The sequence below is a fragment of the Nonomuraea sp. NPDC026600 genome (genome assembly GCF_040638335.1).
Classification (GTDB): Bacteria; Actinomycetota; Actinomycetes; order Streptosporangiales; family Streptosporangiaceae; genus Nonomuraea.
In genome coordinates, this window is sequence record NZ_JBEZYD010000030.1 from 57,775 (window position 1) to 83,976 (window position 26,202).

At 68.8% G+C, this 26,202-nt stretch carries 25 protein-coding genes; 17 read left to right on the plus strand and 8 right to left on the minus strand.

Going from position 1 to position 26,202, the window contains the following annotated elements:
* Positions 1-309: 309 nt before the first annotated feature.
* From AB0F17_RS46255 to AB0F17_RS46265, 3 genes are all read left to right on the plus strand, one after another.
* On the plus strand, positions 310-1,476 hold the full coding sequence (locus AB0F17_RS46255; protein ID WP_358036837.1) for a Fic family protein: 1,167 nt from the start codon (positions 310-312) through the stop codon (positions 1,474-1,476).
* 556 nt (positions 1,477-2,032) lie between these two features.
* Positions 2,033-3,262 (plus strand): ATP-binding protein, encoded by a 1,230-nt coding sequence (locus AB0F17_RS46260; protein ID WP_358036840.1) that lies wholly within the window; start codon positions 2,033-2,035, stop codon positions 3,260-3,262.
* Between the two features lie 372 nt (positions 3,263-3,634).
* Positions 3,635-4,573, plus strand: coding sequence for a CoA ester lyase (locus AB0F17_RS46265; RefSeq protein ID WP_358036842.1), 939 nt, complete (start codon positions 3,635-3,637; stop codon positions 4,571-4,573).
* A gap of 50 nt (positions 4,574-4,623) precedes the next feature.
* On the opposite strand, the gene AB0F17_RS46270 is transcribed toward AB0F17_RS46265, so the two are convergent.
* Positions 4,624-5,166: a DUF6529 family protein gene (locus tag AB0F17_RS46270; protein WP_358036845.1), complete on the minus strand. Its 543-nt coding sequence runs from the start codon at positions 5,164-5,166 to the stop codon at positions 4,624-4,626.
* Positions 5,163-5,891: a hypothetical protein gene (locus AB0F17_RS46275; RefSeq protein WP_358036848.1), complete on the minus strand. Its 729-nt coding sequence runs from the start codon at positions 5,889-5,891 to the stop codon at positions 5,163-5,165. Before AB0F17_RS46275 ends, AB0F17_RS46270 begins: the two co-directional genes overlap by 4 nt.
* 99 nt (positions 5,892-5,990) lie before the next feature.
* On the opposite strand from AB0F17_RS46275, the gene AB0F17_RS46280 reads away from it, so the two are divergent.
* The 3 genes from AB0F17_RS46280 (at position 5,991) to AB0F17_RS46290 (ending at position 11,064) form a co-directional block, all read left to right on the plus strand.
* The gene (locus tag AB0F17_RS46280) at positions 5,991-6,998 is read left to right on the plus strand and encodes a CPBP family intramembrane glutamic endopeptidase (RefSeq protein ID WP_358036851.1); all 1,008 of its coding nucleotides are present in this window, start codon (positions 5,991-5,993) and stop codon (positions 6,996-6,998) included.
* A gap of 342 nt (positions 6,999-7,340) precedes the next feature.
* Positions 7,341-10,055 (plus strand): hypothetical protein, encoded by a 2,715-nt coding sequence (locus AB0F17_RS46285; RefSeq protein ID WP_358036853.1) that lies wholly within the window; start codon positions 7,341-7,343, stop codon positions 10,053-10,055.
* A gap of 256 nt (positions 10,056-10,311) precedes the next feature.
* Positions 10,312-11,064, plus strand: coding sequence for a class I SAM-dependent methyltransferase (locus AB0F17_RS46290; RefSeq protein ID WP_358036856.1), 753 nt, complete (start codon positions 10,312-10,314; stop codon positions 11,062-11,064).
* A gap of 138 nt (positions 11,065-11,202) precedes the next feature.
* Here AB0F17_RS46290 and AB0F17_RS46295 read toward each other — a convergent pair whose 3' ends face one another.
* A complete protein-coding gene (locus tag AB0F17_RS46295) occupies positions 11,203-12,045 on the minus strand; it encodes an SMP-30/gluconolactonase/LRE family protein (RefSeq protein ID WP_358036859.1) in 843 nt (280 codons plus the stop codon).
* Between the two features lie 348 nt (positions 12,046-12,393).
* Between AB0F17_RS46295 and AB0F17_RS46300 the strand changes: the two genes are divergently transcribed.
* Entirely contained in the window at positions 12,394-12,903 is a 510-nt protein-coding gene (locus AB0F17_RS46300; protein ID WP_358036862.1) for a GNAT family N-acetyltransferase, read from the plus strand.
* Positions 12,904-13,096: 193 nt separating this feature from the next.
* Entirely contained in the window at positions 13,097-14,401 is a 1,305-nt protein-coding gene (locus AB0F17_RS46305) for an ATP-binding protein (RefSeq protein WP_358036865.1), read from the plus strand.
* A 20-nt stretch (positions 14,402-14,421) separates the two neighbouring features.
* Here the strand turns inward: AB0F17_RS46305 and AB0F17_RS46310 are convergent, their stop codons facing one another.
* Positions 14,422-14,913 carry a GNAT family N-acetyltransferase gene (locus AB0F17_RS46310; RefSeq protein ID WP_358036868.1) on the minus strand — a complete coding sequence of 164 codons (492 nt, stop codon included), beginning with the start codon at positions 14,911-14,913 and terminating at the stop codon, positions 14,422-14,424.
* Positions 14,914-15,009: 96 nt separating this feature from the next.
* On the minus strand, positions 15,010-15,405 hold the full coding sequence (locus AB0F17_RS46315; protein WP_358036871.1) for an NUDIX domain-containing protein: 396 nt from the start codon (positions 15,403-15,405) through the stop codon (positions 15,010-15,012).
* Between the two features lie 73 nt (positions 15,406-15,478).
* On the opposite strand from AB0F17_RS46315, the gene AB0F17_RS46320 reads away from it, so the two are divergent.
* The 9 genes from AB0F17_RS46320 to pqqE all read left to right on the plus strand — a co-directional run bounded on the left by AB0F17_RS46320 (position 15,479) and on the right by pqqE (position 22,181).
* A complete protein-coding gene (locus tag AB0F17_RS46320; RefSeq protein ID WP_358036874.1) occupies positions 15,479-16,105 on the plus strand; it encodes a DUF6758 family protein in 627 nt (208 codons plus the stop codon).
* A 75-nt stretch (positions 16,106-16,180) separates the two neighbouring features.
* Positions 16,181-16,891 (plus strand): MBL fold metallo-hydrolase, encoded by a 711-nt coding sequence (locus AB0F17_RS46325; protein WP_358036877.1) that lies wholly within the window; start codon positions 16,181-16,183, stop codon positions 16,889-16,891.
* Positions 16,892-16,910: 19 nt separating this feature from the next.
* The gene (locus AB0F17_RS46330) at positions 16,911-17,906 is read left to right on the plus strand and encodes a PD-(D/E)XK nuclease family protein (protein WP_358037087.1); all 996 of its coding nucleotides are present in this window, start codon (positions 16,911-16,913) and stop codon (positions 17,904-17,906) included.
* Between the two features lie 77 nt (positions 17,907-17,983).
* Positions 17,984-19,126 carry an MFS transporter gene (locus tag AB0F17_RS46335; protein WP_358037090.1) on the plus strand — a complete coding sequence of 381 codons (1,143 nt, stop codon included), beginning with the start codon at positions 17,984-17,986 and terminating at the stop codon, positions 19,124-19,126.
* Positions 19,127-19,235: 109 nt separating this feature from the next.
* Positions 19,236-19,388 (plus strand): pyrroloquinoline quinone precursor peptide PqqA, encoded by a 153-nt coding sequence (pqqA, locus tag AB0F17_RS46340; protein ID WP_214639785.1) that lies wholly within the window; start codon positions 19,236-19,238, stop codon positions 19,386-19,388.
* Between the two features lie 12 nt (positions 19,389-19,400).
* Complete coding sequence (locus tag AB0F17_RS46345; protein ID WP_358036881.1) at positions 19,401-20,201, plus strand: MBL fold metallo-hydrolase; 801 nt, start codon at positions 19,401-19,403, stop codon at positions 20,199-20,201.
* Positions 20,198-20,866, plus strand: coding sequence for a pyrroloquinoline-quinone synthase PqqC (gene pqqC / locus AB0F17_RS46350; protein ID WP_358036884.1), 669 nt, complete (start codon positions 20,198-20,200; stop codon positions 20,864-20,866). The genes AB0F17_RS46345 and pqqC overlap by 4 nt, the downstream gene beginning before the upstream one ends.
* Positions 20,866-21,105 (plus strand): pyrroloquinoline quinone biosynthesis peptide chaperone PqqD, encoded by a 240-nt coding sequence (pqqD, locus tag AB0F17_RS46355; RefSeq protein ID WP_358036887.1) that lies wholly within the window; start codon positions 20,866-20,868, stop codon positions 21,103-21,105. The genes pqqC and pqqD overlap by 1 nt, the downstream gene beginning before the upstream one ends.
* On the plus strand, positions 21,102-22,181 hold the full coding sequence (gene pqqE / locus AB0F17_RS46360) for a pyrroloquinoline quinone biosynthesis protein PqqE (protein ID WP_358036890.1): 1,080 nt from the start codon (positions 21,102-21,104) through the stop codon (positions 22,179-22,181). Before pqqD ends, pqqE begins: the two co-directional genes overlap by 4 nt.
* Here the strand turns inward: pqqE and AB0F17_RS46365 are convergent.
* The 3 genes from AB0F17_RS46365 to AB0F17_RS46375 all read right to left on the minus strand — a co-directional run bounded on the left by AB0F17_RS46365 (position 22,132) and on the right by AB0F17_RS46375 (position 26,029).
* On the minus strand, positions 22,132-23,043 hold the full coding sequence (locus AB0F17_RS46365) for an oxygenase MpaB family protein (RefSeq protein ID WP_358036892.1): 912 nt from the start codon (positions 23,041-23,043) through the stop codon (positions 22,132-22,134). The two genes, pqqE and AB0F17_RS46365, sit on opposite strands and share 50 nt — an antisense overlap.
* A gap of 13 nt (positions 23,044-23,056) precedes the next feature.
* Positions 23,057-23,947, minus strand: a complete 891-nt coding sequence (locus AB0F17_RS46370; RefSeq protein WP_358036895.1) for an alpha/beta hydrolase — start codon at positions 23,945-23,947, stop codon at positions 23,057-23,059.
* Between the two features lie 171 nt (positions 23,948-24,118).
* The gene (locus AB0F17_RS46375; protein WP_358036898.1) at positions 24,119-26,029 is read right to left on the minus strand and encodes a DEAD/DEAH box helicase; all 1,911 of its coding nucleotides are present in this window, start codon (positions 26,027-26,029) and stop codon (positions 24,119-24,121) included.
* Positions 26,030-26,202 lie beyond the last annotated feature (173 nt).

A 26,202-nucleotide genomic window follows, 5' to 3' on the forward strand; every position in this document is an offset into this window, starting at 1 on the left:
GAAACGACCGTGACTGGCGGGCTCAGCACCTGTGATCTTGTTCCCGCGTCGCTGTGATTCGGTGGAGTGGGATCGCAGGTCGGTATCTAGAGCCTTGATCAGATGGGCGGGCGATGAGGGCAAGGGGCAGCTCGGGAGCGAGCGCCATCCGGCGGTCTAGCGATGACGCTGCGCATGCGAACTATGACGGTCCGCATTGTGACGGTTTGGGGTCATTGTCATAATTTATCTTGCGGTGTTGTCTTATTCTATCGCTCATGATGTTGGATTCAATCTCTTATGATGTTGGATTGAATTGTAATATGAAGCATGCTCTACGCCACCCCGCAACTGGACGACCAGGAGCTGAGCGTGCTCAGCGAGATCGACAAGCTCAGGGAGCGCCTCCGCAGCCAGCTCCATGAGCCACGCCGCTGGATCGGCCTGTTGCGTCGTCAGAGCTTCGCCCGCGCCGTGCAGGGGTCCAACTCGATCGAAGGTTATGACGCCAAGCTCGACGATGCGGCAGCCATCGCTGATGGGGCTGAGCCGATCGACGCCGCGGATGACACGAAACAGGCGATCAGGGGCTATAGCGAGGCGATGACGTATGTTCTGCAAGTCGCTCGGGAGGAAGACTTTGAATACAGTCCCCAACTGATCAAAGTCCTGCACTTCATGATGACTTCGTATGATCTTGACGCCCGGCCCGGGAAGTGGCGCGCAGGTGATATCTACGTTCGCGATGATGCCAGCGGAGATATCGTTTACGAGGGCCCACCTGTCGACGAGGTGCCCGCGCTCATGAACGAGTTGACGGCGCTACTCGCAGCGGAGAACGGGTTTACCGCCACTGATCGCGGCGGGCCGCCCATCGTGCGGGCCGCTATGGCGCACCTGAACCTAGTCATGATCCACCCGTTTCGGGATGGCAACGGTCGGATGGCCCGCTGCCTGCAATCGCTGATCATTGCGAGGGAAGGCGTGCTCAGTCCGATCTTCATGAACATCGAAGAATATCTAGGGCGTAATACGCCGGCCTACTACAAGGTGCTCGGTGAGGTCGGGCAGGGTCGCTACAGGCCCGATGGCGACGCTCGGCCGTGGTTGCGGTTCACGCTCACCGCCCACCTGCGGCAAGCGCGCACGGTACTCGTCCGCGTACGCGAATCGGGCAGATTGTGGGTTGAACTCGAACGCCTAACCAAAATGCAGGCTTTGCCGGAGCGCGCACTGACTGCACTGTTCGACGCAGCCGTTGGGCAACGGGTGCGCAATGCCACTTACCGAGCCTGGCTCAAACGCGGTGGCGATGAGGAGATCTCCTTTGCTACCGCTAGCCGCGATCTCAGCCAGCTGGCATCCCTCGGTCTGTTGGAACCTCGCGGTTCCAACAGAGGGCGCTATTACGTCGCAGGCGCAACACTCCAAGCCGTTCGGCAGGGGATCATCGCTGAACGCGATCCTCGTGACGACTCCGATCCGTTCCACGGCTGAGACGTTTGACATCAAGAGGGCGTCGTCTGCATGACCATGTGCAAGGCCACCGGCTTTCGCGATCACGCGACCGCTCGGTGGGCCGTCTTTAGCATGGATTCGTGGCCACGATAGGTGAACGCATTCGCAGCGTCCGGAAGCGTCGGGGCTTGAGTCAGCGGTGCCTGGCCGACCTTGCCAGCGTGTCCGGGACTCCGGTGCCCATGTTGAGGGAATCCCGCGCCTCGATGCGGGGTGTGCCGCTGGCCAGGCTCGTCCGTGGGCGTCGTCACTTAGGTAGTCATCCAGTACGACCGCGTAGGCAACAACTGGCAGCAGCGTGAAGCCATCACCAGCAGTTACAGCCCTCGTCCTGGAGTGCGGTACAGATCCGTTGGGTGACTATCGCTGACGCATCGTCCGGCGAAACGCCCACACATGTTCCGGCAGAACGCCCACGTACTGTCCGGCAGAACGCCCACACACGTTCCGGCAGAACGCCCACGTAACCCCACTGACCTGCGGTAGTGTCCACCGTGTGACGGAGCCATCTCTATTCTCGCGGCGTGCTGAGGCAATGGCACTCGAAGCGCTGGCGGACACGCGGGTCGTCGTCGTGAACGGCGCGCGGCAAGTGGGAAAGAGCACGCTGGCGAGCTTGATCGCCGCACGGGCGGACAACGCCCGCCAGCTCTTCCTGGACGACCCAGCGATCCTGGCCGCAGCCGAGGAGGATCCCGTCGCCTTCATTCAGCACGACGGACTTCTGATGATCGACGAGATCCAGCGCGCCCCACAGCTACTCCTGCCGATCAAACACGAGGTCGATCGGCATCCACGTGCGGGCCGTTTCCTCCTCACAGGTTCCGCGCGCCTACTGGGCCTACGCGATCTCCCAGACGCTCTGCCTGGGAGGACGGAAACCATCGAGTTGTGGCCACTGTCCCAAGGAGAGATCGACAGCGCTCCGGACGGATTCGTGGACCACGTTTTCACGCATGGCGCTGATGTCACCATGCGTCCCTGCCCGCTCCGTAAGCGTGACTACGTGGACCGGGCGCTGCGCGGCGGCTACCCGGAGGCGATCCGGCGGGATCCCGGACGCAGGCGCAACAGGTTCTTCGACTCCTACATCACCGACCTGATCACCCGTGATGTGCGCCAGATCTCCGACATCGAACGTCCAGCGGAGATGCGCAGGCTGCTCAGCGTCATCGCGGCCCGGATGGGCGGCCTGGCCGTAGTCCAATCGATCGCCGGAGACGTAGGACTCCCCAGGATGACACTCTCGCGTTACCTGGATCTCCTGGAGCTGATCTTCGTCATCAAGCGCGTACCGGCCTGGTCGTCGAACCTCACCCGCCGCGCCATCTCCACCCCCAAACTGATCATCACAGACAGTGGACTCGGCGGTCGGCTCATCGGCATGTCACCTGATCGCGCCAGGGATGTCACGGCACCCATCGGCCCACTGCTCGAGAACTTCGCGATCGGCGAGATAGCACGTCAGCTCACCTGGGCCAACGAATCCGTCCAGCTGTTCCACTACCGGGACCGCGACCAAATCGAGGTGGACATCGTCCTGGAACACGCTTCCGGCGAAGTGATCGGCCTGGAGATCAAAGCTGCGGAAACCGTCCGTGGTGACGACTTCCGCGGACTGCGCCATTTGGCCGACCGGCTCGGAGCAAGGTTTCGCGCAGGATTCGTCCTGTACACCGGCGAACAGGCCTTGCCTTTCGGTGAGAAGCTGAAAGCGCTGCCCATGGCATCTCTGTGGATGCTCGGCACCGCAACCCAATCGTGAATGCTCAGGCTGGCGCATTGGAGCTCGCGCTTCCAGCCTGCCAGCACAGAGCCATGGAACCCCTGACCCGACATCGTGGGGCCCGACGTCGCTACGCCTCCTGCCGCAATGGGCTTTCGAAGCAGGGGGCCGACTCCGGAAGGGTGCGCGGGCGGAGCCCGCGCCAATAGGGCGTCCGAGCGGAGCGAGGGCCTGCAGGGGTCGGGGCTTGGCCCGACTGGGAGAAGCGTCTGAGCCCAGTGCGCGAAGCGCTCCAAGGGCGAAGGCCTGGGTGTGGGGCGGGCGTCAGATGGTCAAGCCGGTAAATGGGTAACGGGTGGGTGGTAGGCGGGTGGGTGCGACGAGCCACGGGCAGGGCATTAGCGTGTGCGCATGCGCTCACGTCGATCTGTTCTCTCTGTCCCAGGTAGTAGCCCGAGGTTCCTGGAGAAGGCTCAGACCTTGGCCGTCGACGAGGTGTTCCTCGATCTGGAGGATTCCGTCGCGCCGCTGGCCAAGGATGAGGCTCGCAAGAACGTCGTGACCGCGTTGCGTGAGGGTGACTGGACGGGGAAGACGCGGGTCGTACGCGTGAATGATCTGTCGACGCAGTGGACCTACCGTGACGTGATCGAGGTGGTGGAGGGTGCGGGGGACAAGCTCGACTGCCTGATCCTGCCCAAGGTGCAGGACTCGACCGAGGTCGTCTGGCTCGACACGCTGCTCACCCAGATCGAGAAGACGATGGGGCTGCGGGTGGGGCGGATCGGGATCGAGGCGCAGATCGAGAACGCGCGCGGGCTGGTCAACGTGGACGCCATAGCGGGGGCGTCGAGGCGGCTGGAGGCGCTGGTGTTCGGGCCGGCCGACTTCATGGCGTCGGTGAACATGCGCACGATGGTCGTGGGGGAGCAGCCGCCGGGCTACACCGAGGGCGACGCGTACCACTACATCCTGATGCGCCTGCTCATGGCCGCGCGGATGCATGATCTGCAGGTGATCGACGGGCCGTACCTGCAGATCAGGGACGTCGAGGGCTTCAAGCGGGTGGCCAGGCGGGCCGCGGCGCTCGGGTTCGACGGGAAGTGGGTGCTCCACCCGGCACAGGTGGAGGCGGCCAATGAGGTGTTCTCGCCGTCGCAGCAGGACTATGACCACGCCGAGCTCATCCTGGAGGCGTACGACTATTACACGACGGTGGAGAAGCGCGGCGCGGTCATGCTGGGGGACGAGATGATCGACGAGGCCTCGCGCAAGATGGCACTCGTCGTGGCGGCCAAGGGGCGAGCTGCCGGGCTGAGCCGTACGAAGACGTTCAGCCCGGAGAGCTAGGGCCTTCAAGCCGTCAGAGGCCTTTAAGCCGTCAGAGGCATTCAAAGCCGTCAGACCTTGAAGCCGATCGTGGCGAAGAACCAGAACGACGACGTCAGCCAGAGTCCGACCAGCGCGGTGAACGCGAGCCCGCCGATCACGGGCAGCGTCCAGCCGGGCGTGTCCCGCCTGGGCAGGGCCAGCATCTTGGCTGTGAACACTCCGTAGAAGAAGCAACCGAGTAGTGAGTGGGCGAGCACCCTGGGCACGTCGTACTGGAGCCCCAGAGCGTACAGGCAGTGGAAGGCGACGGGGATGGTCAGCAGGAAGGCCAGCCGGCCCGACCAGCGATGTACGGCCGGCGGGATGGAGACCCCGAGCCTGCCCCACATGGACATGGCGGAGATGACCTGGACGGCGGCGAGCACGAACGCGCCCGTCGTCAGCCACACCTTCATCGGCAGCGCCGCGGAGAAGCCGGCGGGGCCGACCGCGAAGCCGGTGGGGGTGTGCGTGCGCCCGAAGACGCCGAGGGCGATCGCCACCAGGCCGCCGACCAGCAGCGGGATCAACAGGGGAGTGATGCTGGTCGGCCTGCTCGACGTGGCGGTCATTGCATCTCCTGAATGAAGCCGTCGACGTCCTTCGGGTAGAGGGTGGTGTCGTCATCGAGCGGCACCGGGGCGGTCGGCTGGTAGGCGTTCAGCTCGGGGATCTGCAACTGCGTCTCGTCGGCGAACGCGGCGCCGACCTGCCTGAAGCCGCCCTGCGGTTGCTTCAGTACGATCCAGCCGGCACGGATCTTGGCGCCTCTCACCTGCGCGGTCGCCCGGTAGAGGCCCGAGGGCTTGACCACCTTGACCGCGGTGAAGGTCCACTTCTTGCCGCCGACCTTCATCCAGCCGGTGGCCTTGCCGCCGCCCAGGCTGCCGCCGACAGCCGCGGCGCCGAAGCCCTTCAGGGTGATCTTTCCGTCTTTCTCGTTGCCCTTGAACCAGGCCTCGGTCTTGCCGTCACAGAAATATCCGATGGTCTTGCCGTCGCGGGTGGAGATGGCGATCAGGCCGCCGTTGCCCCGTACGTAGCCTCCGTAGTCCGCCTTGTCGATGGTCTTCGCGGCGGTTTCGGTGGGTTCGGGGGTAGCGGCGGCAGCGGTGGGTTCCGCTGTAGGTTCAGCGGAAGGCTCAGCCGCGGCGGCGGTCTCGGTTGCGGGGGGTTCGTTGGAGGTGGCGGCGGCCGTGTTGGTCGCCGCCGGTGTCGCGGTGATGCTGGCGACACCCAGCCCGACAGCGAGCGAGCCGCCCGCTATCAGGGTGATGACAGGTCCCAGCCTTGACATGAACTGCTCCCAGGGTCGAAATGCTTACTCCACCGAGCATCCGCTCAAACTAACGGATCGTCTGTGAACTAATGCTCATCTCCCGGACAGAATGTAGAGATGCAGGAAAATCCTGGACCCCAGCTTCCGTACGGAACGCAGCCGCCGAGCCCACCGGCTTACCCCTACCAGCCGCCGCCCGTGCCCGCTCGGGAGCCCTGGTTCCTGCCGACGCCCGAGGGCGCGCGGTACGACCACCTGGCCAGAGTGAGTGACCGCGGCCCATGGCGGGAGATCGTCGGGACGATCGTGGTGGCCATCGCGTTCGTCGTCATCGGAGCGCTGGTGCTGTTCGTCGGCGCGGTGCTGGCGACGATCTTCGGCATCCCCGCGCCGCTGAGGCCCGATCAGTTGTTCAGCGATCCGGTGTTCGGGCTGGTCGTGGTGTTGCTCTCGATCGCGGCCGTGCTTCCCTCGGTGTTCGGTACGGTCGCGATCGTTCAGCGGCGGCGGCCCGGGTCGCTCTCCTCGGTCGCCGGGCGGTTGCGGTGGCCGTGGCTGCTGCGCTGCCTGGCGCTGGCGGTCATCGCCCTGGCGCTCGGGCAGGCCGCCCAGGCCGTCGCGATGATGGTGACCGGGGAAGGGAAACAGGTCACGGACATGTTCGGCTGGGCCGGGTGGAGCGCGTTCCTGCCGTCGCTGATCGCGATCGCGTTGCTCGTGCCGTTCCAGGCCGCCGCCGAGGAGTACATCTTCCGCGGCTGGATCCTGCAGGCGTTCGGGGCCCATCTGCGGAACCCGATCTGGGGGATCCTGCTGGGTTCGGCGCTGTTCGCGGCCCTGCACGGGTACTCCTGGGAGGGGCTCATCGACGTGTTCAGCTTCGGAGCCCTCATGGGGTGGCTGGCGGTGCGGACCGGAGGGCTGGAGGCGCCGATCGCGCTGCACGTGACCAACAACATTCTCGCGTTCGGGCTCAGCGCGGCCGCGGGGCAGCTGGACAAGGCGCTGCAGCAGGGGGAGGTGCCCTGGCAGGCGCTGGCGGGGACCGTGGTGCAGTTGAGCGCGTTCGCGGTTGGGGTGATGTACCTAGCTAAAAAGCGGTCAGTTGGCACTGTTTCGGGATAAATGGATAGCTGGTGCCAGGAATCTCGCTAGAGAGGTCTCGCCATTCGGGCTCAGTCGTGTTGCTCTGGATCCTGTGAGTGGGCGAGGATTCTGGAGGTGATCATCTCGGCGGGGCTGCCCTGGAACGATCCGGCATACCTCTACCGGGCTCGTTCGCTCAGTTCGATCAGTACGTACTAGGAGGTGCGACGAGTGGCCTCCGGCCCCAGCGACCCGCCACGGCGACCGCCGGGTGACGACGACCCCCGGCCTGATCAAGCCACCGACCCGCGGACCGCGAGCGAGCCCCGGATCCGGCACTCCCCGCCGGGTCCCAGCGATGACCGGACTCGGGGCTTACCCGTGTCCTCCCCCTGGGGTATGCCGCCCTTCTCCTCCCCCGTCCCCGAGGACGAGCCTCCGGACCCGCCCAAGGGGCGCCGGCCGTACAGCTCCCCGACGGCGGAACCCGAGACGGAGGCACGCCCCCGCCGGGTCGTGAACCATCCCGACAAGCTGGTGGCCAGCGGCCCGCCCCGCCCCGAGGCCGAGCCCCAGGACGAGGACGTACCCCGATCCTGGTTCGAGACGGAGGACCCGCCCCAGCGCGAGGCCCCGTACACCATGCCGGACCCCGAAGACCTTGACGAGCCGGAGCCCGAGGCGCCTCCGGAGGAGGGCGAGGTGCGGCGCGTGGGCCGCCCGCCCGCCGGCCGGCCCACGAGGCCGGACCTGCTCGTCGCGTCGGGCCCGCCGCGGCCCGGCGGCTCCAGCGGCAGGCACCATCGTGGCCCCGCTCCGTCGGCGATCCGCAGGGCGAGCCCGGTACGTCGGCGCAGCCTGGCCGCGCCGACGGCCGTACTCCTGGCGCTGGTCCTGCTCGTGGCCGGGGGCGTGCTCGTGTGGCAGTGGCGCTCGTCGGACCAGCCGGGACTGGCGCTGTCCGACGGCACGGAACGCTCGGGTGACGAGCTGTTCACGGTGCCCTCGGCGGGTGACGGCTCCGACCAGAAGCTCAACGACATGACCTCCGTGGGCCGCGCCGTGGTGGCCGTCGGCAGCGACACGACGAACCCGACGCCGCGGCCGCTGTTCCTGTTCTCGCCGGACAGCGGCAAGACCTGGCAGCTCGGCCAGGTCAGCGGATCGAGCACCCCGACGGTCCAGCGGGTCGTGGGCGGCGCCGGGCGCTGGCTGGCGAGCGGCGGCGACGGGGTGGGCGGCGAGCGCGGCCTGTGGACGAGCACCGACGGGTTCAGCTGGTCGGCCGTGGAGCAGAGCGGCCTGTCGGCGTTCAGGAACGGTGACCTGATCTCCGGCATCGCCAGGACGTCGTCGGGGTTCGTCGCGGTCGGCCGTACGACGCTCGGAAACGGCGGAAGCGGACCCGCGGCCTGGCAGTCGCCGGACGGGCGCGCATGGGAGCGGGTGGACACGAGCGGTCTGGGCGTACGCGAGCTCAGGGCGGTCGTGGCCAAGGGCGACACCGTCGTGGCCATCGCCGAGTCCGGCCAGGGCGACGGCTCGCGGGTCGTCAGGTCGAGCGACGGCGGCGCCACCTACCAGGCCACCGCGTTCCAGCTGCCCGAGGCCACGACCGGATCGTCCGTGGCCGTCCTGCCCAAGCAGTTCGTCCTCGTGCCCACCAGGCAGCGTACGATCACCGGCGACGTGCGCGTCTACTGCTCGCCGACCGGCGCGCAGTGGGCGCAGTGCGGCTCGATCCGCGGCTTGAGCGGTACGAGCCCCGGCATCGATTCGCTGATCACCTACCCGTCCGGCATCGCCGCGGTCAGCCAGGCGAACCTCGGCAAGTACTCCATCCTGACCAGCTCCGACGGGCGCGGCTGGGCCAAGCGGACCGACCTCGGCAACCTGCCGGGCGCCACGCTGCGCGGCTTCACGATCTCCGACTCGGGCACCCTGTTCGCGGGCGGCGACCAGGCGACGGCGGACGTCGAGAACCAGCTCGTCCTCATGACCGCGCCCCCGCGCGGCGACGCGACGCGCATCCGGCTCGCCGGCGTCGACGGCCTGTCGAGGATCGCCCGCCAGACCACCCGCCTGGCCGGTCACGACGGCCGGTACGTCGCCGTCGGCTCGGCCTCCGGCGACGCGGGCATCTGGACCAGCCTGAACTGGCAGTCGTGGACCTCCATGAGCCTCGGCGGGACGAACCAGCAGGTACTCGACGATGTCGCGTACGGCCGCCGCGGCTGGCTGGCCGTCGGCAGCACCCAATCGGACACGTCGGTCACCGACCCGCTCCTGGTGTCCTCCGAGGACGGCCGCACCTGGAAGAAGGTGGCCGCCTCCGGCGACCTGGCACGAAGCCAGGACCATCCGTACCTGGGCCTGCACGTCGTAGCCGCGGGCGAGGCGGGCTACGTGCTGGCCGGCGAGGACAGGAACGCGGCGGGCACGCCGGGCGCCGCGCTCTGGTTCACGCCTGACCTGCGCAAGTTCACCCGGTCGAAGAAGCTGCCGCAGGGCGGCTCCGGCGTGCGCGTGTACGACGTGGCCGCCACGCCGTCCGGATATGTCGCCATCGGCGGCTCGGGCGGTGGCGACCAGGAGAGTGCCGTGGTCTGGTTCTCGGAGGACGGCGTCAACTGGAAGCCCCGCGACCGCGTCTCGCCCCCGGAGGCGAGTTCCGCCGGATTGCGGCAGGTAGTGTCGTACCAGGACAAGATCATCGCTATCGGGACAGCCCAGACGCCAGGCTCGCGCCGCGCCTTCGCCGCGGTCTCGGAAGACGACGGAACGAGCTGGCGTACGGCGTGGCTGCCGGCGGACCAGGCGGCGGCCGTCTACGACCTCGCGGCGGCGGACCAGGGGCTGGTGGCGGTCGGCTGGCACGGCACGCCGGGGGAAGGGGACAGCGCGGTCTGGCTGTCTGAGGACGGCCTGACGTGGAACCGGGTGGATCTGACGAAGGGACGGCTGGCGGGGCAGGGGATGCAGTGGCTGGCGGCGGTGACGGTGATGGGGTCGGAGGTGGTGGCCTTGGGACGTTCTACGACCTACAACGCCGACCACATGATTCTTTGGACGTCGTCCCTTTCCTCCGACCGCTGACCCCAGAAAAATTTCGCCTGGGGTCGCAAAAGGGGCCTCGCCGTGCTCCCAGGAAGCCCCGTAGGCGCCCCTGACGGAGGCGCTGCCGAGCGGCGGCCGCCTGCCTGGAGGGGCCCCTCCCGCGGAGTCTTCAGGCCGCTCTGCAGCCCCTTCGAGCACTGCCGGAAACCGCCTCTGACGTGGGCAAACGTGACGTAAAGCCGGTAAAATCCAAGGGTCTGGCCGCGTGGGCGGCTGTGGTCTGAGGAGGCTATGCGTGAACCGCGATATCCGTACGGCGGACGACGTTCTCAGCATGCTGGACCGGCTTTTCGCCGCGGATGCCGACCGATGGACACCGAACGCCGCCACGTGGTGGGACGCGTTCTACTCCGACCGCTCCACACAGATCCCCTTCTTCGTGGCCAAGCCGGACGAGAGCCTGGTGTCCTACCTCGAGCGCGGCCTGCTCTCCCCGGGGCGGGCCCTGGACCTCGGCTGCGGGCCAGGGCGCAATGCCATCCATCTCGCCTCACTCGGCTTCGAGGTGGACGCCGTCGATCTGTCCCCGGCCGCCGTCACCTGGGGCGAGGAGCGGGCTCATGAGGCCGGCGTCGATGTCCGCTTCCACCGCGGCGACATCTTCTCCGTCGAACTGCCGCCCGGCCAGTACGACCTGGTCTATGACTCCGGCTGCCTCCACCATCTGCCGCCGCATCGACGGGTGAGTTACCTGGGCCTGCTGGACCGTCTCCTCGTCCCCGGCGGTCAGCTCGGCCTCACCTGCTTCGCCGCCGGGGCCATGGGGTCCGAGCTGTCCGACGAGGAGTTCTATCGCCAGGGTCGCCTGCACGGTGGGCTTGCCTATACGCCTGAGGCGCTGCGCTGGATCTTCTCGGACTTCACCGAGGTCGAGTCGCGGCCCATGAAGGAGCAGTCGCCCGACGCGCCGGTCTTCGGCGTTCCCTTCCTGCTGGCGGCGTTGTTCCGGCGCCCGGGGACCTCTTCGGCCGCGCTCACCGAGTCGTGATCGCTCACCGAGTCGTGATCGCTCACCGAGTCGTGATCGCTCACCGAGTCGTGATCGCTCACCGAGTCGTGATCGCTCGACGTGCGCGGCGATGATCTGCGCGAACTCGATGCCCGCGTCCGATGCCCGCGGACACCTCTACGGCCAGCCGGCGCCGGGCACCTCGACCTCGGCCGAGAGCACCTGGCCGGTGCCGGGTGGCACCATCTCGGGCATGCCACGCCACTCCGCCGCCACGATGAAGAGCGTCGTCCGGTCCTCGCCGCCGAGTTCGCAGGCGAAGGCGCCGCGGTCGAGGTCGATGGTCCGCACCTTCTCGCCGCCTTCGCGAACGCGCACGCACTGCCGGTTGGGCACGTCGGCGTACCAGACGGCGTTCTCGGCATCGACGCAGATCCCGTCAGGGACGCCGTCCCCGAGGTCGGCCCATACCCGGCCGTTCGAGAGACCGCCGTCGGCGCCGATGTCGTACCCCATGAGCCTTTTGCCGTACGAGTCGGCCACGATCAGCGTTGAGTTGTCCGGCGTCACGGCCATCCCGTTGGGAAAGGAGATGCCGTCGGCCACGTCACGCGCCGAACCGTCGGGGCCGACGTGTGTGACGGCCCCGGGAGCGAACGCCCCGCCGCTGAGCATGTCGAAACCGGCCCGGTCGACATAGGTGTTGCCGCGGCCGTCGATGACGATGTCGTTCCAGCCGGTCCCGATGACGGTCAGGTCGGCGTGGGTCGCCAGCGATCCGTCGGGTTCCAGGCGCAGCAGCAGTCCCCGCGCGGAGTCGACGAGCACCATCCGCCCATCGGGCTGCCAAGCCGTGCAGAGAGGTATCGAGTCCACCCGGGCCACGACTTCGTGCTTGCCGTCGAGGTCGAGCGCGATCACCTCCTGCGCGGTCCAGTCGGAGAAGTAGAGGCGGCCATCGTGCCAACGTGGCGACTCGAGCAGCCCGAGATCGGTGAGCCAGGTACGCAGTTCAGGCATCGAAGACTCCCTTCGCGACGTCCATGATCGTGACGCCTATGAGGATGAGTAGTGCACGTTTGCTGGCATTCGTAAGTGACGTAGCAGCCGAGCGGCTCGTTTCGACATCCTCGGCGGACGAATTTGGCGGAACTTCGGCCTTCCGCTCACCTCCGTCCCCCGGGCCAAAACGGTTTGCCCGAACTGTCCGCATGTTGCTAACGTCGCGCCAGCGCGAGGAGCGCGTGATCGCCGTGTGACGAGGGAGGTTGATGAATATGGCTGCCAGCAGCCGTCATCAGCATGCCCTTGTCCGGCCCGCGCGAAGCTAGCGCGGTCCGGGTCGTACCGAACGACCAGGAGCCACACGTGTCATCTTCCCCTTCACCGACCCACACCGACCTGACCACGGCCCGCCTCATCCTGCGGACGTGGACCGACGGTGAGGTCGCCGCCGTCCTGGACGGCACCCGCCCGGCGCACTGGGCCGCGGACTTCCCCGCCGAAGGCGATCTCGTCATCGCCGGCCTCTTCGCCGAGCACCCCGCGTGGCTGGGCGACCATGGCCACCGTCAGGTCATCGAGCGCGAAAGCGGCCTGGTGGTCGGCTCAATCGGCCTGTTCTGGCCGCCCAGCGACGGCACCCTCGAGATCGGGTACGGCATCGTGGCCTCCCGGCGAGGCCGCGGCTACGCCCCCGAGGCCACCCGGGCCATGACGGCGTTCGCCCTCACCGCGCCAGGCGTGCACACGGTGTCCGCCAACGTGGAACTGTCGAACCCGCCCTCGATCCGAGTGCTGGAGAAGGCCGGTTTCCAGCGGTGGAGCACTGAGGAACAGACCATCCGGTTTCGCGCCATGACCCCGGACCTGCTCTAACAGTTAGATTCACCGCGCCGAGTGCCGACGGGCTGCGGCTCCGGCACTCGGCGCGGTACAGCCACTCGCTCGCCGCGGACGAAAACTACAGTTGATCATGGACAATTCCCGCATGAACCCAGGGACGATTCTGATATAAAAGCACGGACGGTTAGTGCATTAGAGGTTGTTGTGCCAGGTCAGAGGGGGCTCGATGGATCCAGACGCCCTCGTGGACAGGCACCTCAAATCGGTGATCTGCCGTCGTCTCGCCAGCCGGCCGGTCGTTGTGCTGACGGGTCCGCGCACAGTGGGGAAGAGCACACTGCTGAGCGCCTGCGCACGCCTGCGCGATGTCCCGGTCATCGACCTCGACGATGTCTCGATCAGGCGTTCCGTGGACGCTGACCCGGCCCATTTCGCGACCACGCCGCTCGAACCGGTGTGCATCGACGAGTTCCAGCACGTGCCGGAGATCCTGTCCGCGATCAAGGCCGAGCTCAACCGCGATCTACGGCCGGGCAGGTTCCTCCTCACCGGCTCCACCCGATATGGAGCGCTACCGCGCCTCGGACAGGCGTTGACGGGCCGTGCGCACGTCATGACCATTTGGCCTCTGTCCCAAGGCGAGCTGAGCGGTCGTCGGGAGACCTTCCTGGACGCCGTGCTCACCGATCCGGAGAGCCTCCTGACCTCCGTCCCGTCGCGCACATCGCGCCCCCAGTACGAGGCCGCGATGCTCGCCGGTGGGTTCCCGATCGCCCTGAGCTTGCCGGAAAGCGAACGCGGGGCCTGGTTCCGCGACTTCGTCTCGATGGTGATCGAGCGGGACGCGCTGGAGATCCGCAAGGTGCGGCAGCGTCAAGTGCTGCCCGTCATCCTGCGCCATCTGGCCGCCCGCACCTCCAGCACCGTGAGCATGGCAGACATCGCAACCGTGGTCGGGCTCGATCAACGTCTCGTGGCTGACTATGCGGCTCTGCTCGAAGCGGTCTTCCTCACCCACAGGCTTGAGGCGTTCGGCCGGACGCTCGGCAGCAAGGTCGCCAGGTCGCCGAAGATCCATCTGATCGACAGCGGACTGGCGGCCCACGTTCTGGGCATCACACGCAGGAAACTGGACCGGCGTGACCCCGCCACCCTCACCGAGTTCGGCCGGGTCGTGGAGACCTTCGTGGTGAACGAACTGATGAAGCAGGCGGGTTGGTCGGAGGAGATGGTCGAGTTCAGCCACTTCCGCACCAGGGATCAGCGGGAGGTCGATCTTGTCATCGAGTCGCATGAGGGATCGGTCGTCGGCGTGGAGGTCAAGGCCAAGTCGTCGATCGAGGAGAAGGACTTCCAGGGGCTGCGGCTGCTCAGGGAACGGCTCGGGTCGAGCTTCGTCGCAGGTGTGCTGGTCAACCTTGGACAACAGTCCTTCCGCCACGACGACCGGCTCTACGTCATGCCGGTGGATCGGCTCTGGACGCCTGTCCCGGCAGCGCGTCCCAGGCCGCCAGCACCTGACCCACAGTGATCCCGATCGCAGAGCGACCTCTAAGGGGCCGGCTTCTTCGCCATCACCAGCTCCCGCAGTCCGTTCGGCAGCTCGTCGCCGATCTGGTCCGTGTCCTCGAACCCGTTCCGCCGATACAGCGCGATCGCCTTCTCGTTGAACGGCGCGACCGCCAGTTCCAGGACCTCGGCGCCCACCTCCACGGCCCACGACTCCACGGCTCGGATCAGCCGGTCGCCGACTCCGTGCCCCCGCGCCGCCGGGCCGACCCACATCGAGATCAGTTCGGTCACGCCTTCCCGCTCGCCCGGGATGCCGCTGGCCATCCCGGCGGGCTTCCCGTCGAGAAGGGCGATCAGGTTCCGTGAGCCGGGGATGCTCAGGCGGGCTCGCCAGCGCTCCTCACGGTCGCCGTCGCCCTGCCAGTCCGCGAGCGAGACTCCGAACGCGTACGGCGCCTCCTCCAGCGCGACGAGCCGAAGCTCTCGCCAAAGGGCCCAGTCATCAGCCGACAGCTCCTGCAATTCGATCATCCAGGCAGGTTGCCGCCCTGAACGTCCTGATCGCAACCGTATTAAGCGGCCGTTGAAGGCGACCACCGTTGCGGACCTGCGCGCCTGAGGCGGGCGTCATGCCGGTAGGGCGTCCCAGGCTGTCAGCGCCTCCAGCAGGCCGTCCGTGAGTACGAGGCGTACCAGGTCGTCCCGGGAACACCAGCGGGCGTCGGCGGCGTCGTCGCCCGCGGTGAGCGTGCCGTCCGTGACGGTGGCGCGGTAGTCGCGGATCTCGTACGTCACGTCGTCCGGCCCGGGGCGGTCCACGGTGCCCACGAGGGGGCCGATCGTGACGAGCAGGCCGGTCTCCTCCAGGACTTCGCGTCGCAGGGCTTCGGCATCGGTCTCGGCGGGCTCCACCCGGCCGCCCGGGATCGACCACAGGCCCGCGCCCGGCGGGTGACCGCGCTTGATCAGCAGGAGCCGGTCCGAGGCGTCGACGATGATGGCGCCCACGCAATTTACGCGCACACGGTCAAGATTACGACCAGACACTGGATGCGGCCTTGACGCGGTGGTACCCGAGGACGCAGCGTGAGTAGCTGTGAGAGCGGTTCCAACCTGCCCACGGTGTTTTGGTCCGCTTCACGGGCCGAGTGCCTGGTCGAGTGCGTGGCGATGCGATGCGCACGGCGATGTGGTGCCCTACCAGCCGCCTTGGCCGCCGTCCGGCAGGGCGGTCGAGGTGATGCGGAAGAGTTCGATGGTGCCCGTGTGGCTGCCCTGGCCGTTGCCGCCGGGCTGGCTCGTCACCGGCTTCGGGGAAGCGGGCGACGAGCGTACCGGGGGCCGGGCCAGCGTGGTCGCGCTCTGCGGGCCCTCGCTGACCCAGGGGCCAGCCGACCTGCTGGTCATCGCTGAGGAACCCGGCGTCGGGCTGGGCGCCGCGTTCGCCGGACTGGGCGGCCCCGATCCCGGAGAGGGGTTCGACGCCGGGCCGCCGAACGCGAAGATCGAGGTGCTCGGGCACCCGACGGCGCTGTGGTGCGTGAGCGCGGCGGCCGACCGGGCCGTCTACGCCGGCGAGGCGAGGGGCAACTGGCTGTGGACGATCGCCTGGCCCGCCGAGGCCGGATGCATCATCGCGTTCTCCGAACTGAGCCTCCACGACCTGCGCGACCTTGAGCTCGACCTGCCTTTCGGCGCCTTCTCGCCGAGGCTGGGGCACTAGGTACGAGCTCGGCGCCGGAGGGGTCACCGCCGGCGCGATTCGCGTCGTCACTCAGACGGACTAGAGTTTGGAGACGTGACAGCGCGTATCGAGCGAGTGGTGAGCGAGGGTGTCGTCGACGTCGACGGCACCGAGCACAAGGTCGAGAACAACATCTGGATCGTCGGCGACGACGATGAGGTGATTGTGATCGACCCGGCGCGTGACGCCGACAAGATCCTGGAGAAGGTCGGCGAGCGAGAGGTGCTCGCCGTGATCTGCACCCACGGTCTGCCCGACCATGTCGGCGCCGCCATCGAGGTGGCCAGCAGGGACGAGGCGGTGATCGCCCTCCACCCCAAGGACAAGCCGCTCTGGCGGGAGACCTGGACCGAGACCTGGCCCGACATCGACATGGAGGACGACGGCATCTTCGCCGTGGCCGACGTGCGGCTCGACGTCATGGAGACGCCCGGGGTCACGCCCGGCGGGGTCTCGCTCTACTGCGAGGGCCTCGGGGTGGTGTTCACCGGCGAGACGCTGCAGGCCGACGGGCCCGGCAAGATCGGTGGCGAATACCCCGACCTCAACTTCCAGCTCAACGCGATCGGCGCGCGGCTGTTCACGCTGCCCGCCGAGACGCGGGTGCTGGCCGCCCACGGCGACGAGGTGACGGTCGGCGACCTGGAGCCGCACTTCGGCGACTGGCAGCACAGCGAGTCCACCGACAAGGAAGAGGGCCCGCTCACCGACGGCACCAAGGCCGCCGGGATCAGGCTCGATCCGGGTGACGGCCGGAGTGTATGACCAGCTGCCGCTGGAAGGGATGCCGCGACGGCTCTATTCGTGTACGCCGTCGCGGCTGAACGCCTGGCTCGACTGCCGCCGCCGCTACCGGTTCACCTACCTGGATCGGCCGCAGCCGTCCAAGGGGCCGGGGTGGGCGCACAACAGTGTCGGGGCCAGCGTGCACAACGCGCTGGCGGCTTGGTGGCGTGAGCCGTACGAGCGGCGGACGCCGCTGACGGCGGCCATCCTGCTGACCAACGGGTGGATCACCGAGGGGTTCAGGGACGCGGACCAGTCGGCGCAGTGGCTCGGGCGGGCCCGCGACCTCGTGTCCGGATATGTCGGCACACTGGATCCGTCGGATGATCCGGTCGGCGTCGAGCGTACGGTGGCCACGCGCACCAAGATCATCGCTGTGTCCGGCCGCATCGACCGGCTCGACCGGCGGGGTGACGAGCTGGTGGTGGTCGACTACAAGACCGGGCGGCGGCCTCTCACCCAGGACGACGCGCGGTCCTCGCTCGCGCTGGCCATCTACGCGATCGCGGCCTCCAGGATGATGCGCACACCGTGCCACTCGGTCGAGCTGCACCACCTGCCGACCGGCGAGATCATCGAGTGGCGCCACACCGAGGAGTCCCTCGCGCGCCACCTGGGACGCGCGGAGGAGGTCGGGGTCGAGGCCGCCACCGCCGACGAACGCTACCGCGAGGTGATGGGCGCGCCGGGCCCCGTACGCGCCCGCTCCTCCGGCGCGGCGAGCGTCCGGGCATCCAGGGCGACGTCTGACCCGGGCTCCGGCACGGCCGGAAGTGGAGGCCTCGGTACGACCGGAAGCGGCGGACCTGGTACGACCGCCGGCTCTGGCGGGGAGCGCCCGCAAGTCGGGCCGCCGGCCATCTCGTCCGAGCTGGACGCGGTGTTCGCCCCCAACCCCGGCCCGATCTGCGGCTGGTGCGACTTCCGGCGCCACTGCCCCGAAGGCATGGCCGCCGCCCCCGAGCGCCGCCCCTGGGACGCCCTGGCCGAATGACGACGGCAACCCGGCCGTGACCATGGTTGGACATATCCGGTTATGGTCGGGTTGTGGGTCGGGTGGGGCGCTTGCCGGTGGCAGTGGCGCTCGGCGCGTTGTTCAACCCGCTGAACTCATCCATGATCGCCATAGCCCTGGCGCGCATCGAGACCGAGTTCCACGTCGGCGTCGTCGCCGTCACCTGGCTGGCCGCGGGCTTCTACCTGACAGCCGTCGCCGTGCCGCCGGTCATGGGCGCGCTGGCCGACAGGTTCGGTCCCCGGCGGGTGTTCTGCGCCGGGCTGGTCATGGTGGGACTGACCGGCGCCCTCGCCGCCGTGGCCCCCTCCTATCCCGTCCTGGTGGCGGCCCGGCTGCTGCAGGCGTTCGGGAGCTGCGCGACGCTCCCGGCCGGGATGGCGATCATCACGGCGACGGCGGAGCAGGGGCGGCCGCCTCCCCGCGTCATCGCGATGATCTCGATGGTGCTGACGGCCAGCGCGGCCGCGGGGCCGGTGCTGGCGGGGTTCCTGGTCAGCCTGTGGGGGTGGCGGGCCGTCTTCCTGGTCAACGTCCCGCTCGCGGCGGTGGCGCTCATTCCGGCGTTGCGCTGGCTGCCCAAGGTGGCTCCCGTCCGGCGGCGGCGGGCGTGGTTGCCCAGGCCGCGGCCGGCGCTGCTGGCCACCTACGGGCTGTTCGCGCTGGTCAATGTGGTGTTCTATCTGGCGTTCCTCATGGTGCCGCTGTGGGCGCAGCGCTCGGGCGGGCTGCCGCCGCATCTCGCGGGCCTGCTGGTGCTGCCCATGGCCGTGGCGGCGGTCGTCATGACGCCCGTGGCGGTGGCGCTGGCCTCGCGGGCGGGGCTGCGGGCCGTGCTGCTGGCGAGCGCGGCGCTGCTGCTGGCCGGGTCGTGCGTGATGTTCTGGGCCGGGCCCATCGGGTTGGTGCTGGTGACCACGTCGCTGATCGGCCTGGCGTCCGCGTTCAGCCAGTTCGGCCTGAACTCGCTGGTGTTCGTACACGCCGACCGGAACGAGACCGGCATGGCCGTGGGCCTCTTCCAGGCGTCGCGGTACATCGGAGCCGCCACGGCCGCCTCGATCACCGGCGTGCTGTTCGACCCCGCGGGCATGGGCCCCAGCGGCTGGGTCATGGTCACGGCCTCGACGCTCATCCTGCTCGCCGGATTTGTCATCCCCGTCGAGACATCGGATGAAGAATCTCGCCAAAACCATTAAAACCGGCTATGAGGCGAAATTCCCCGGCATAGCTCCGACCTAAGCCATTGACGGCGAGCGCCATGAGCTGTCATATCGGGTGTAACCCCCTACTGAAAGGCAGGTGCGCATGTCCCAGCCGAAGGAACAGGGCAAGCAACCACCCAGGATCCACGCGAAGAAGGTCAGGGCCCGCGGCGAGGAGACGACCTGGCACAAGCCCGACTACCAGGTCGTCGAGGCATCGATGGAGATGACCGCGTACTTCCTGGCCACCAGGTAACCGGACACCGCCATGCGACTGCAGGTGCTCGGCACCGCGGCCGGTGGCGGCGTGCCCCAGTGGAACTGCGCGTGTCCTGGCTGCTCCGGGGCACGCGCTCATCCGGGCCGCCGCAGGAGCCACGCCAGCCTGGCCGTACAACTGGACGACGGGTGTTACGTCGTCAACGCCACGCCCGACATCGCCGACCAGATCGAGGCGTGCGCGTGGCTGCGGCCGGGACCGGGGCCGCGCGAGTCGCCGCTGAAGGGCGTCATCCTCACCGACGCCGAGCTCGACCACACGATCGGCCTGCTCAGGCTCCGGGAGGCGGACGAGCTGGAGGTCCGCTGCACCCCGGTGGTACGGCAGGCGCTGCGGCCCTTCGCCGACATCCTCCGCCCCTACCTGCGGCTCTCCTGGGCCGACGCCGACCTCATCCCGATATCGGCCAAGCGCCCCCGGTACGCCGGCTCCCCGGAGGCCCCGGACTGGGTGTCCGCCCTGCGCCTCATGGGGGGAGCGGTGGTCTACGCGCCCGCCATGGGCGTGTGGCCCGCCGAGCTGGACGAGGCCGAATGCGCCATCATCGACGGCACGTTCTGGGACGACGAGGAGCCCCGCCGTACCGGAATCTCGGCGAAGACCGCCACCCAGATGGGCCACCTGCCGATCGAGGCGACCATGGAGCGCCTCTCCCGGCTGCCGGGCCGCCGCCTGTACACCCACCTCAACAACACCAACCCCCTCGTGGACCCGGCGGCCGAGCAGCACAAGGTGCTCGCCGAGCTGGGGATCGAGGTGGCCGCCGACGGGATGGTGATCGACCTGTGAACGGCTTCGAGGCCGAGCTGCGTGCCGTACCGGAGAAGCGCTACCACCACCTGCACCCCTTCAACCAGCGCATGCACGCGGGCGAGCTGACCCGTGACGAGCTGCGGGGCTGGATACTCAACCGCTTCCACTACCAGCGGCACATCCCGATCAAGGACGCGTTCATCCTCGGCAAGCTGGAGACGCCCGAGCTGCGCAGGACGTGGCTGCGCCGGATCCAGGACCATGACGGCACCGCGCCGGGCGAGGGCGGCATCGAGCGGTGGCTGCGCCTCGGCGAGGCGGCCGGGCTGGAGCGGGCCCTGCTGCTGTCGGGCGAAGGCGTGCTGCCGGGTGTACGGCTGGCCGTCGACGGCTACGTGAACCTGTGCCGCAACGGCTCCGCGCTCGAAGCCGTCGCCGCTTCGCTGACGGAATTGTTCGCACCGGACCTGATGCGCACAAGGATCGCCGCCTTCGAGCGGCACTACCCGTGGATCGACCCCGAGGGGCTGCGTTACTTCCGCGTACGCGTCTCTCAGGGCCGCCAGGACAGCGGCGAAGCCCTGGCCCTAGTCCAGGAGTGGGCACGGACCCGTACCGACCAGGAGAGGGCCATCACGGCCCTCGGCTACAAGTGCGACGTGCTGTGGGCGCTGCTCGACGCCGTGGACGGGGCCTACTGATGACCTGGCGCCCGGCACTGTCCCGCGCGGCCATGCTCCGCCACGATCCGGTACGGCAGGCCGACCTGCTGATCGTGCCCGAGCGCATCGTCGTGCTGAACGAGGAGGCGGCGGCCATCGTCGGCCTCTGCGACGGCGAACGGACGGTGGCCGACATCGTCGCGGAGCTCCCCGAGGGCGCGGAGGCGGATGTGGTGGAGTTCCTCGACCGGGTGCGCGCGGAGGGGTGGCTGCGGTGAGCGCGCCCTGGGCCATGCTGGCCGAGCTCACGCACGCGTGCCCGCTGCGCTGCCCGTACTGCTCCAACCCGGTCGAACTGGCGGCCAGGTCGAGCGAGCTGAGCACCGGCGAGTGGCAGCGGATACTCGCCGAGTCGGCGGCGCTCGGCGTGGTGCACGCCCACCTGTCCGGCGGCGAGCCGCTGCTCAGGCCGGATCTGGCGCCGATCGTGGCGGCGGCCGAGGGGGAGGGCGTCTACACCCAGCTCGTCACCAGCGGCGTCGGGCTCACCGAGCGACGGCTCGGCGAACTCGCCGGGGCGGGGCTTCGGAGCGTGCAGCTCTCGGTCCAGTCGGCGACCGGCACCGAGTCGGACCGGATCGCCGGAGTCGCCTCGTTCGCGTGGAAGGAGCGGGCCGCCGCCGTCGTGGCGGCGAGCGGGCTGCCGTTCGGGCTCAATGTGGTGCTGCACCGGGAGAACCTCGACGCCGTCGGCGAGATCATCGAGCTGGGACTGTCGTGGGGCGTGGAGCGCATCGAGCTGGCCAACACCCAGTTCTACGGGTGGGGGCTGCTCAACAGGACCGCGCTGCTGCCCACCAGGGAGCAACTCGCCCGCGCCGAGGCCACAGTCAGGAAATATCGGGAAAAAACGGATGTCGAGCTGATCTGGGTGATCCCCGATTACTTCGACGGTGTGCCGAAGCCCTGCATGGGCGGCTGGGGCGCGATCTCGATCACCGTCGCGCCCGACGGCCGGGTGCTGCCCTGTCCGGCGGCCTACGACCTGCCACTGGAGCCGCCGAACGCCCGTGACCACTCGATCGGCTGGATCTGGGAGCACTCACCCGCGTTCAACGCCTACCGGGGCACCGGCTGGATGCGCGAGCCCTGCGCGAGCTGCCCTCGCAAGGAGCTCGACTTCGGTGGCTGCCGCTGCCAGGCGTACGCGCTCACCGGCGACGCCGGCCGCACCGACCCGGCCTGCGGGCTGTCACCCGACCACCATCTCCTCGACGAGCTGGCCGGCGGCGGCACGTGGACCTTCAGGCGGCCAGCGCCTTCGGCCGGCGGCGCGGATCGGTCAGCCCCCTGAGCCCCTTGCCGGTGTCGTAGCCGGCGGCACCGAGCCGCTCGCGGGCGGCCCGCAGCATCTCCCTGGTCGACGGCATGAACGCGTGGTCGTGCAGCGGCTCGGGCAGGGAGTTCATGGCGAGCCTGAACGCCTTCAGCCCGGCCGTCACCGTGGCCCGCGGCACCTCCGGCAGCACGCCGTACATCCGCCTGGCCCAATCCGGCAGCGTGTAGTAGCACAGCGCGCCGAACGGGAAGTAGGCCGGTTTGCCCGGCGTGAGTGCCCGCAGCTCCTGCGGCAGCCTCGGCCAGAGCAGGAACCGCACGGCCGAGGCGGCCTCCTCGGTGACGCGCAGGGCGGGCCGTACCTGCTTGAAGTAGGCGTCCATCTCCGCGCACGAGCCGGGCACGTCCTCGGGGTGCAGGCCCACGTAGGAGGCGCTCCTGCGCTGCTCGCGCAGGTAGGAGTCGGCCTGGCGCTCGGTGAGCCCCAGCCCGCCGCGCCTGGCCACCTCCAGGTAGGACGAGACCTCCGCGCAGTGCACCCAGAGCAGCAGCTCGGGGTCGTCGACCCGGTGCGTCCTGCCGGTGTCGGGGTCGCTGACGCGCAGGCTCTTGTGGATGCCGCGCACCCGCCGGCCGATCTCGTCGGCCTCGGCCGGACTGCCGAACGTCGTGCGGCCCACGAAGTCGGCGGTACGGCGCAGCCGGCCGAACGGGTCCTGCTGGAAATTGGAGTTCTGCCAGACACCGCGCATCGCGATGGGATGCAGGGCCTGGAGCATCAGGCCGCGTACGCCGCCGACCCACATGGCGCGGTCGAGGTGCACCAGCCAGGTCGCGCTGTGCGGCGGCTGGACGACGATGTCTTCGATGCCCGTCATAGTAAGTAGATAATTACACGGCATTGGACCAGGTGTCCAAGTGCGGGCTCTCGGCGGCGTTCCAGAACCGGATCAGCGCCGCGGCCGTGGTCTCCGGAGCCTCCACGGCGGGCGAGTGGGCCGCGCCGGGCAGGACCACGCACTCGGCCTCCAGCCTGGCCGCCATCTCCGACTGCAGCTCGGCCGGCCAGCCGTCGTCGTGCTCGCCGTACAGGACGAGCGTGGGCACCTCGATCTGCCTGAGCTCGTCGGTGCGGTCGGGCGCGTTCAGCGTCTGCTCGGCCATCCGCGACAGGGCGGTCGGCGAGTTGGCGAGCAGGCGCTTGTGCAGAAAGGCGATGATCTCGTCGGGCACGCCGTTGGCCAGCGCCTCGGGCTCCATCTTGGTGGACCAGACGTGCTCGAGCCCCAGGACGGGAACTTCCTCCAGGAAGGTCTTGCCGTTGCGCGCCCGCTGGCCCACGATGCCGGACGGCCCTGAACTCATCAGCGTGAACGAGGCGAACTTCGTCCGGCCGTCGATGGCCGCCTCGCGCGCGACGAGCCCGCCGAAGGAGTGTCCGACCAGGTGCATCGGCTCGCCGCCGCTGAGCGTCTGGGCCAGCAGGTCGACGTCGGCGCCGAGCGCGGCGCACGTGTAGGCGCCGGGGTCGTCGGGGCCCGGCGTCTCATACTGCCCGCGCAGGTCGATGGCCAGCACCCGGCGGCCCGAGTGGGCCAGGGTCTGCAGGACCGCGATGAAGTCTTCCTTGCTGCCGGTCAGCCCGGGGACCAGGAGTGCGGGCCAGCGCTCCACCACACCGCTGACCGGAAGCGCCTCAAGTGCGGCAAATATGCCCTGGGGCGTTTCGATCTTGTGTGGGGCAACGCCAGGAGGCAGGTCGAGGAATCGCGGCGTACTCACGTGAGGCAACAATACCCAGAGGTCAGGGCCTCGACACCGGCATACTCGGTACGCTGGTGCGAGTTCGCGGAAAGTTGTTCAGGTATGGGGTGGAAACGACGCAGGCGCGCACCGCGGGATGCGGTGCGCGCCTGCTTTTGTCAGCCTTTGGTCCCTGCGTCTGCCAGGTGTCTAGCCGACGCGGCGGCGGTTGCCACCGCCGTTGTTGTTGCCACCACCGCCGCCACGCGGCTGGCGGCGCGCCTGCTTGCGCTCGGTGGCCGCCGACGGGGCGATGTCGTCGTCGTCCGTGGCCAGGTCGGGTGACTGGAAGATCACCATGAACGGGCTCGCGGGGACGATGCGGTCCGCCTCCTGGCGCACCGGGGGCGGCGGCGTGGAGAAGCTCGTCTCGGCGATCGGTGCCCGTTCCATGACCCGCTCTTCCACGACCTGCTCCTCCATGATCCGCTCCCCTGCGGGAGCCTGCTCGACGACCTGCCTGCGCTCGGCGGCGGGCTTGCGCTCCCTGACGGGCTTCCGCTCGGCCACGGGCTGCTGCTCAGCCACAGGCTTCTGCTCGGCCTTCTGCTCGACGACCGGCTCGCGGTCGGTGAGCGGGGCCTCCGGGGCGTCGGCGAGGGCGTTCTCGATGGCGGCCGAGGCGGCCCCCCTGCGAGTGCGACCGCGCCGCGGCTCGGTGGCCGCCTCGATCTCGTCAGCTGAAATGATGGCTGGTGTCTCCTCCGTCTTTCTGGCGGCCGCCTTGCTGGAGCGACTGGGCACGGGCTCGACCTCCGGCGTCTCGACGGGTGCGGTGCCCTCTTCTGCGGGCATTCCGCCGCGGGTGCGGCGGCGCTGGCGCGGCGTGCGCGGCGGACGCTCCTCGCGCTCCTCACGGCGGCGGCCGCCGTTGCGGGTGCGCGTCCTGCCGGTCTCCCCGAGATCCTCGATGCGCTCCGCCGACAGGCCCGCCCGCGAACGGCTGGCATGCGGCAGGACGCCCTTGGTGCCCTGAGGGATGTTGAGCTCGGTGAAGACGTGCGGCGAGGTGGAGTAGGTCTCCTCGGGTTCGGCGAAGTCGAGCCCGAGCATCTGGTTGATCATCTTCCAGCGGGTCATCTCCTCCCACTCCACGAACGTGACCGCGATGCCCGTGCGCCCGGCCCGGCCGGTGCGGCCGGTGCGGTGCACGTAGGTCTTGTCGTCGGTGGGGCAGTCGTAGTTGACCACGTGGGTGACGTCGTCGATGTCGATGCCGCGGGCCGCCACGTCGGTGGCGACCAGCACGTCGATCTTGCCGCTGCGGAACGCGCGCAGGGCCTGCTCGCGCTGGCCCTGGCCGAGGTCGCCGTGGACGGCCGCGACCGCGAAGCCGCGGGTCTCCAACTGCTCCGCGACCATGTCGCAGGCCCGCTTGGTCTCACAGAAGACCATGGTGAGCCCGCGGCCCTCGGCCTGGAGCAGCCGGGCGACGATCTCGATCTTGTCCATCCGGTGGGCGCGCCAGACGATCTGGCGAACCTGCGGATGCGGGATGCCCTCGCCGCCCTCGCCGTTCTCATGCTCGGCCCGTACGTGCGTGGGCCGGTTGAGGTACTTGCGCGACAGCGCGACGATCTCGCCGGGCATGGTCGCCGAGAACAGCATGGTCTGCCGCTCCTCGGGGATCAGCTTGAAGATCCGCTCGATGTCGGGCAGGAACCCCAGGTCGAGCATGCGGTCGGCCTCGTCGAGCACCAGCGAGGTGATCTGGCTGAGGTCGAGGTGCTTCTGCTTGACCAGGTCGAGCAGGCGCCCAGGGGTGCCGACGATGACGTCGACGCCCGCCTTGAGCGCTTCGACCTGCGGCTCGTACGCCCGGCCGCCGTAGACGGTCAGGACCCGCGAGCCGAGCTTGCCGGCGGCGGTGACCAGGTCTTCGCTGACCTGTACGGCCAGCTCGCGAGTGGGCACGACGACCAGCCCGCGTGGCTTCTTACGGTTCTTACGCGGTTTGCCGATGCCCTGGAGCATCGCGATGCCGAACGCGTAGGTCTTTCCCGTGCCTGTGCGTGCCTGACCGATCAGGTCCTGGCCGCTCAGCGCGAGCGGGAGTGCCATCTCTTGGATGGGGAACGGTGTGGTGATGCCCTCAGTCTCGAGGGCGTCAGCGATCTCAGGTGTGACTCCGAGGTCTCGGAAAGTCGTCAGCGTGGCCTGCCTCAGTCTCAAATGAAGGCGGGCCTGCCGGGACCGACGGGCAGAAAACAAATCCCGTGCCTGGGTCCTCGCGG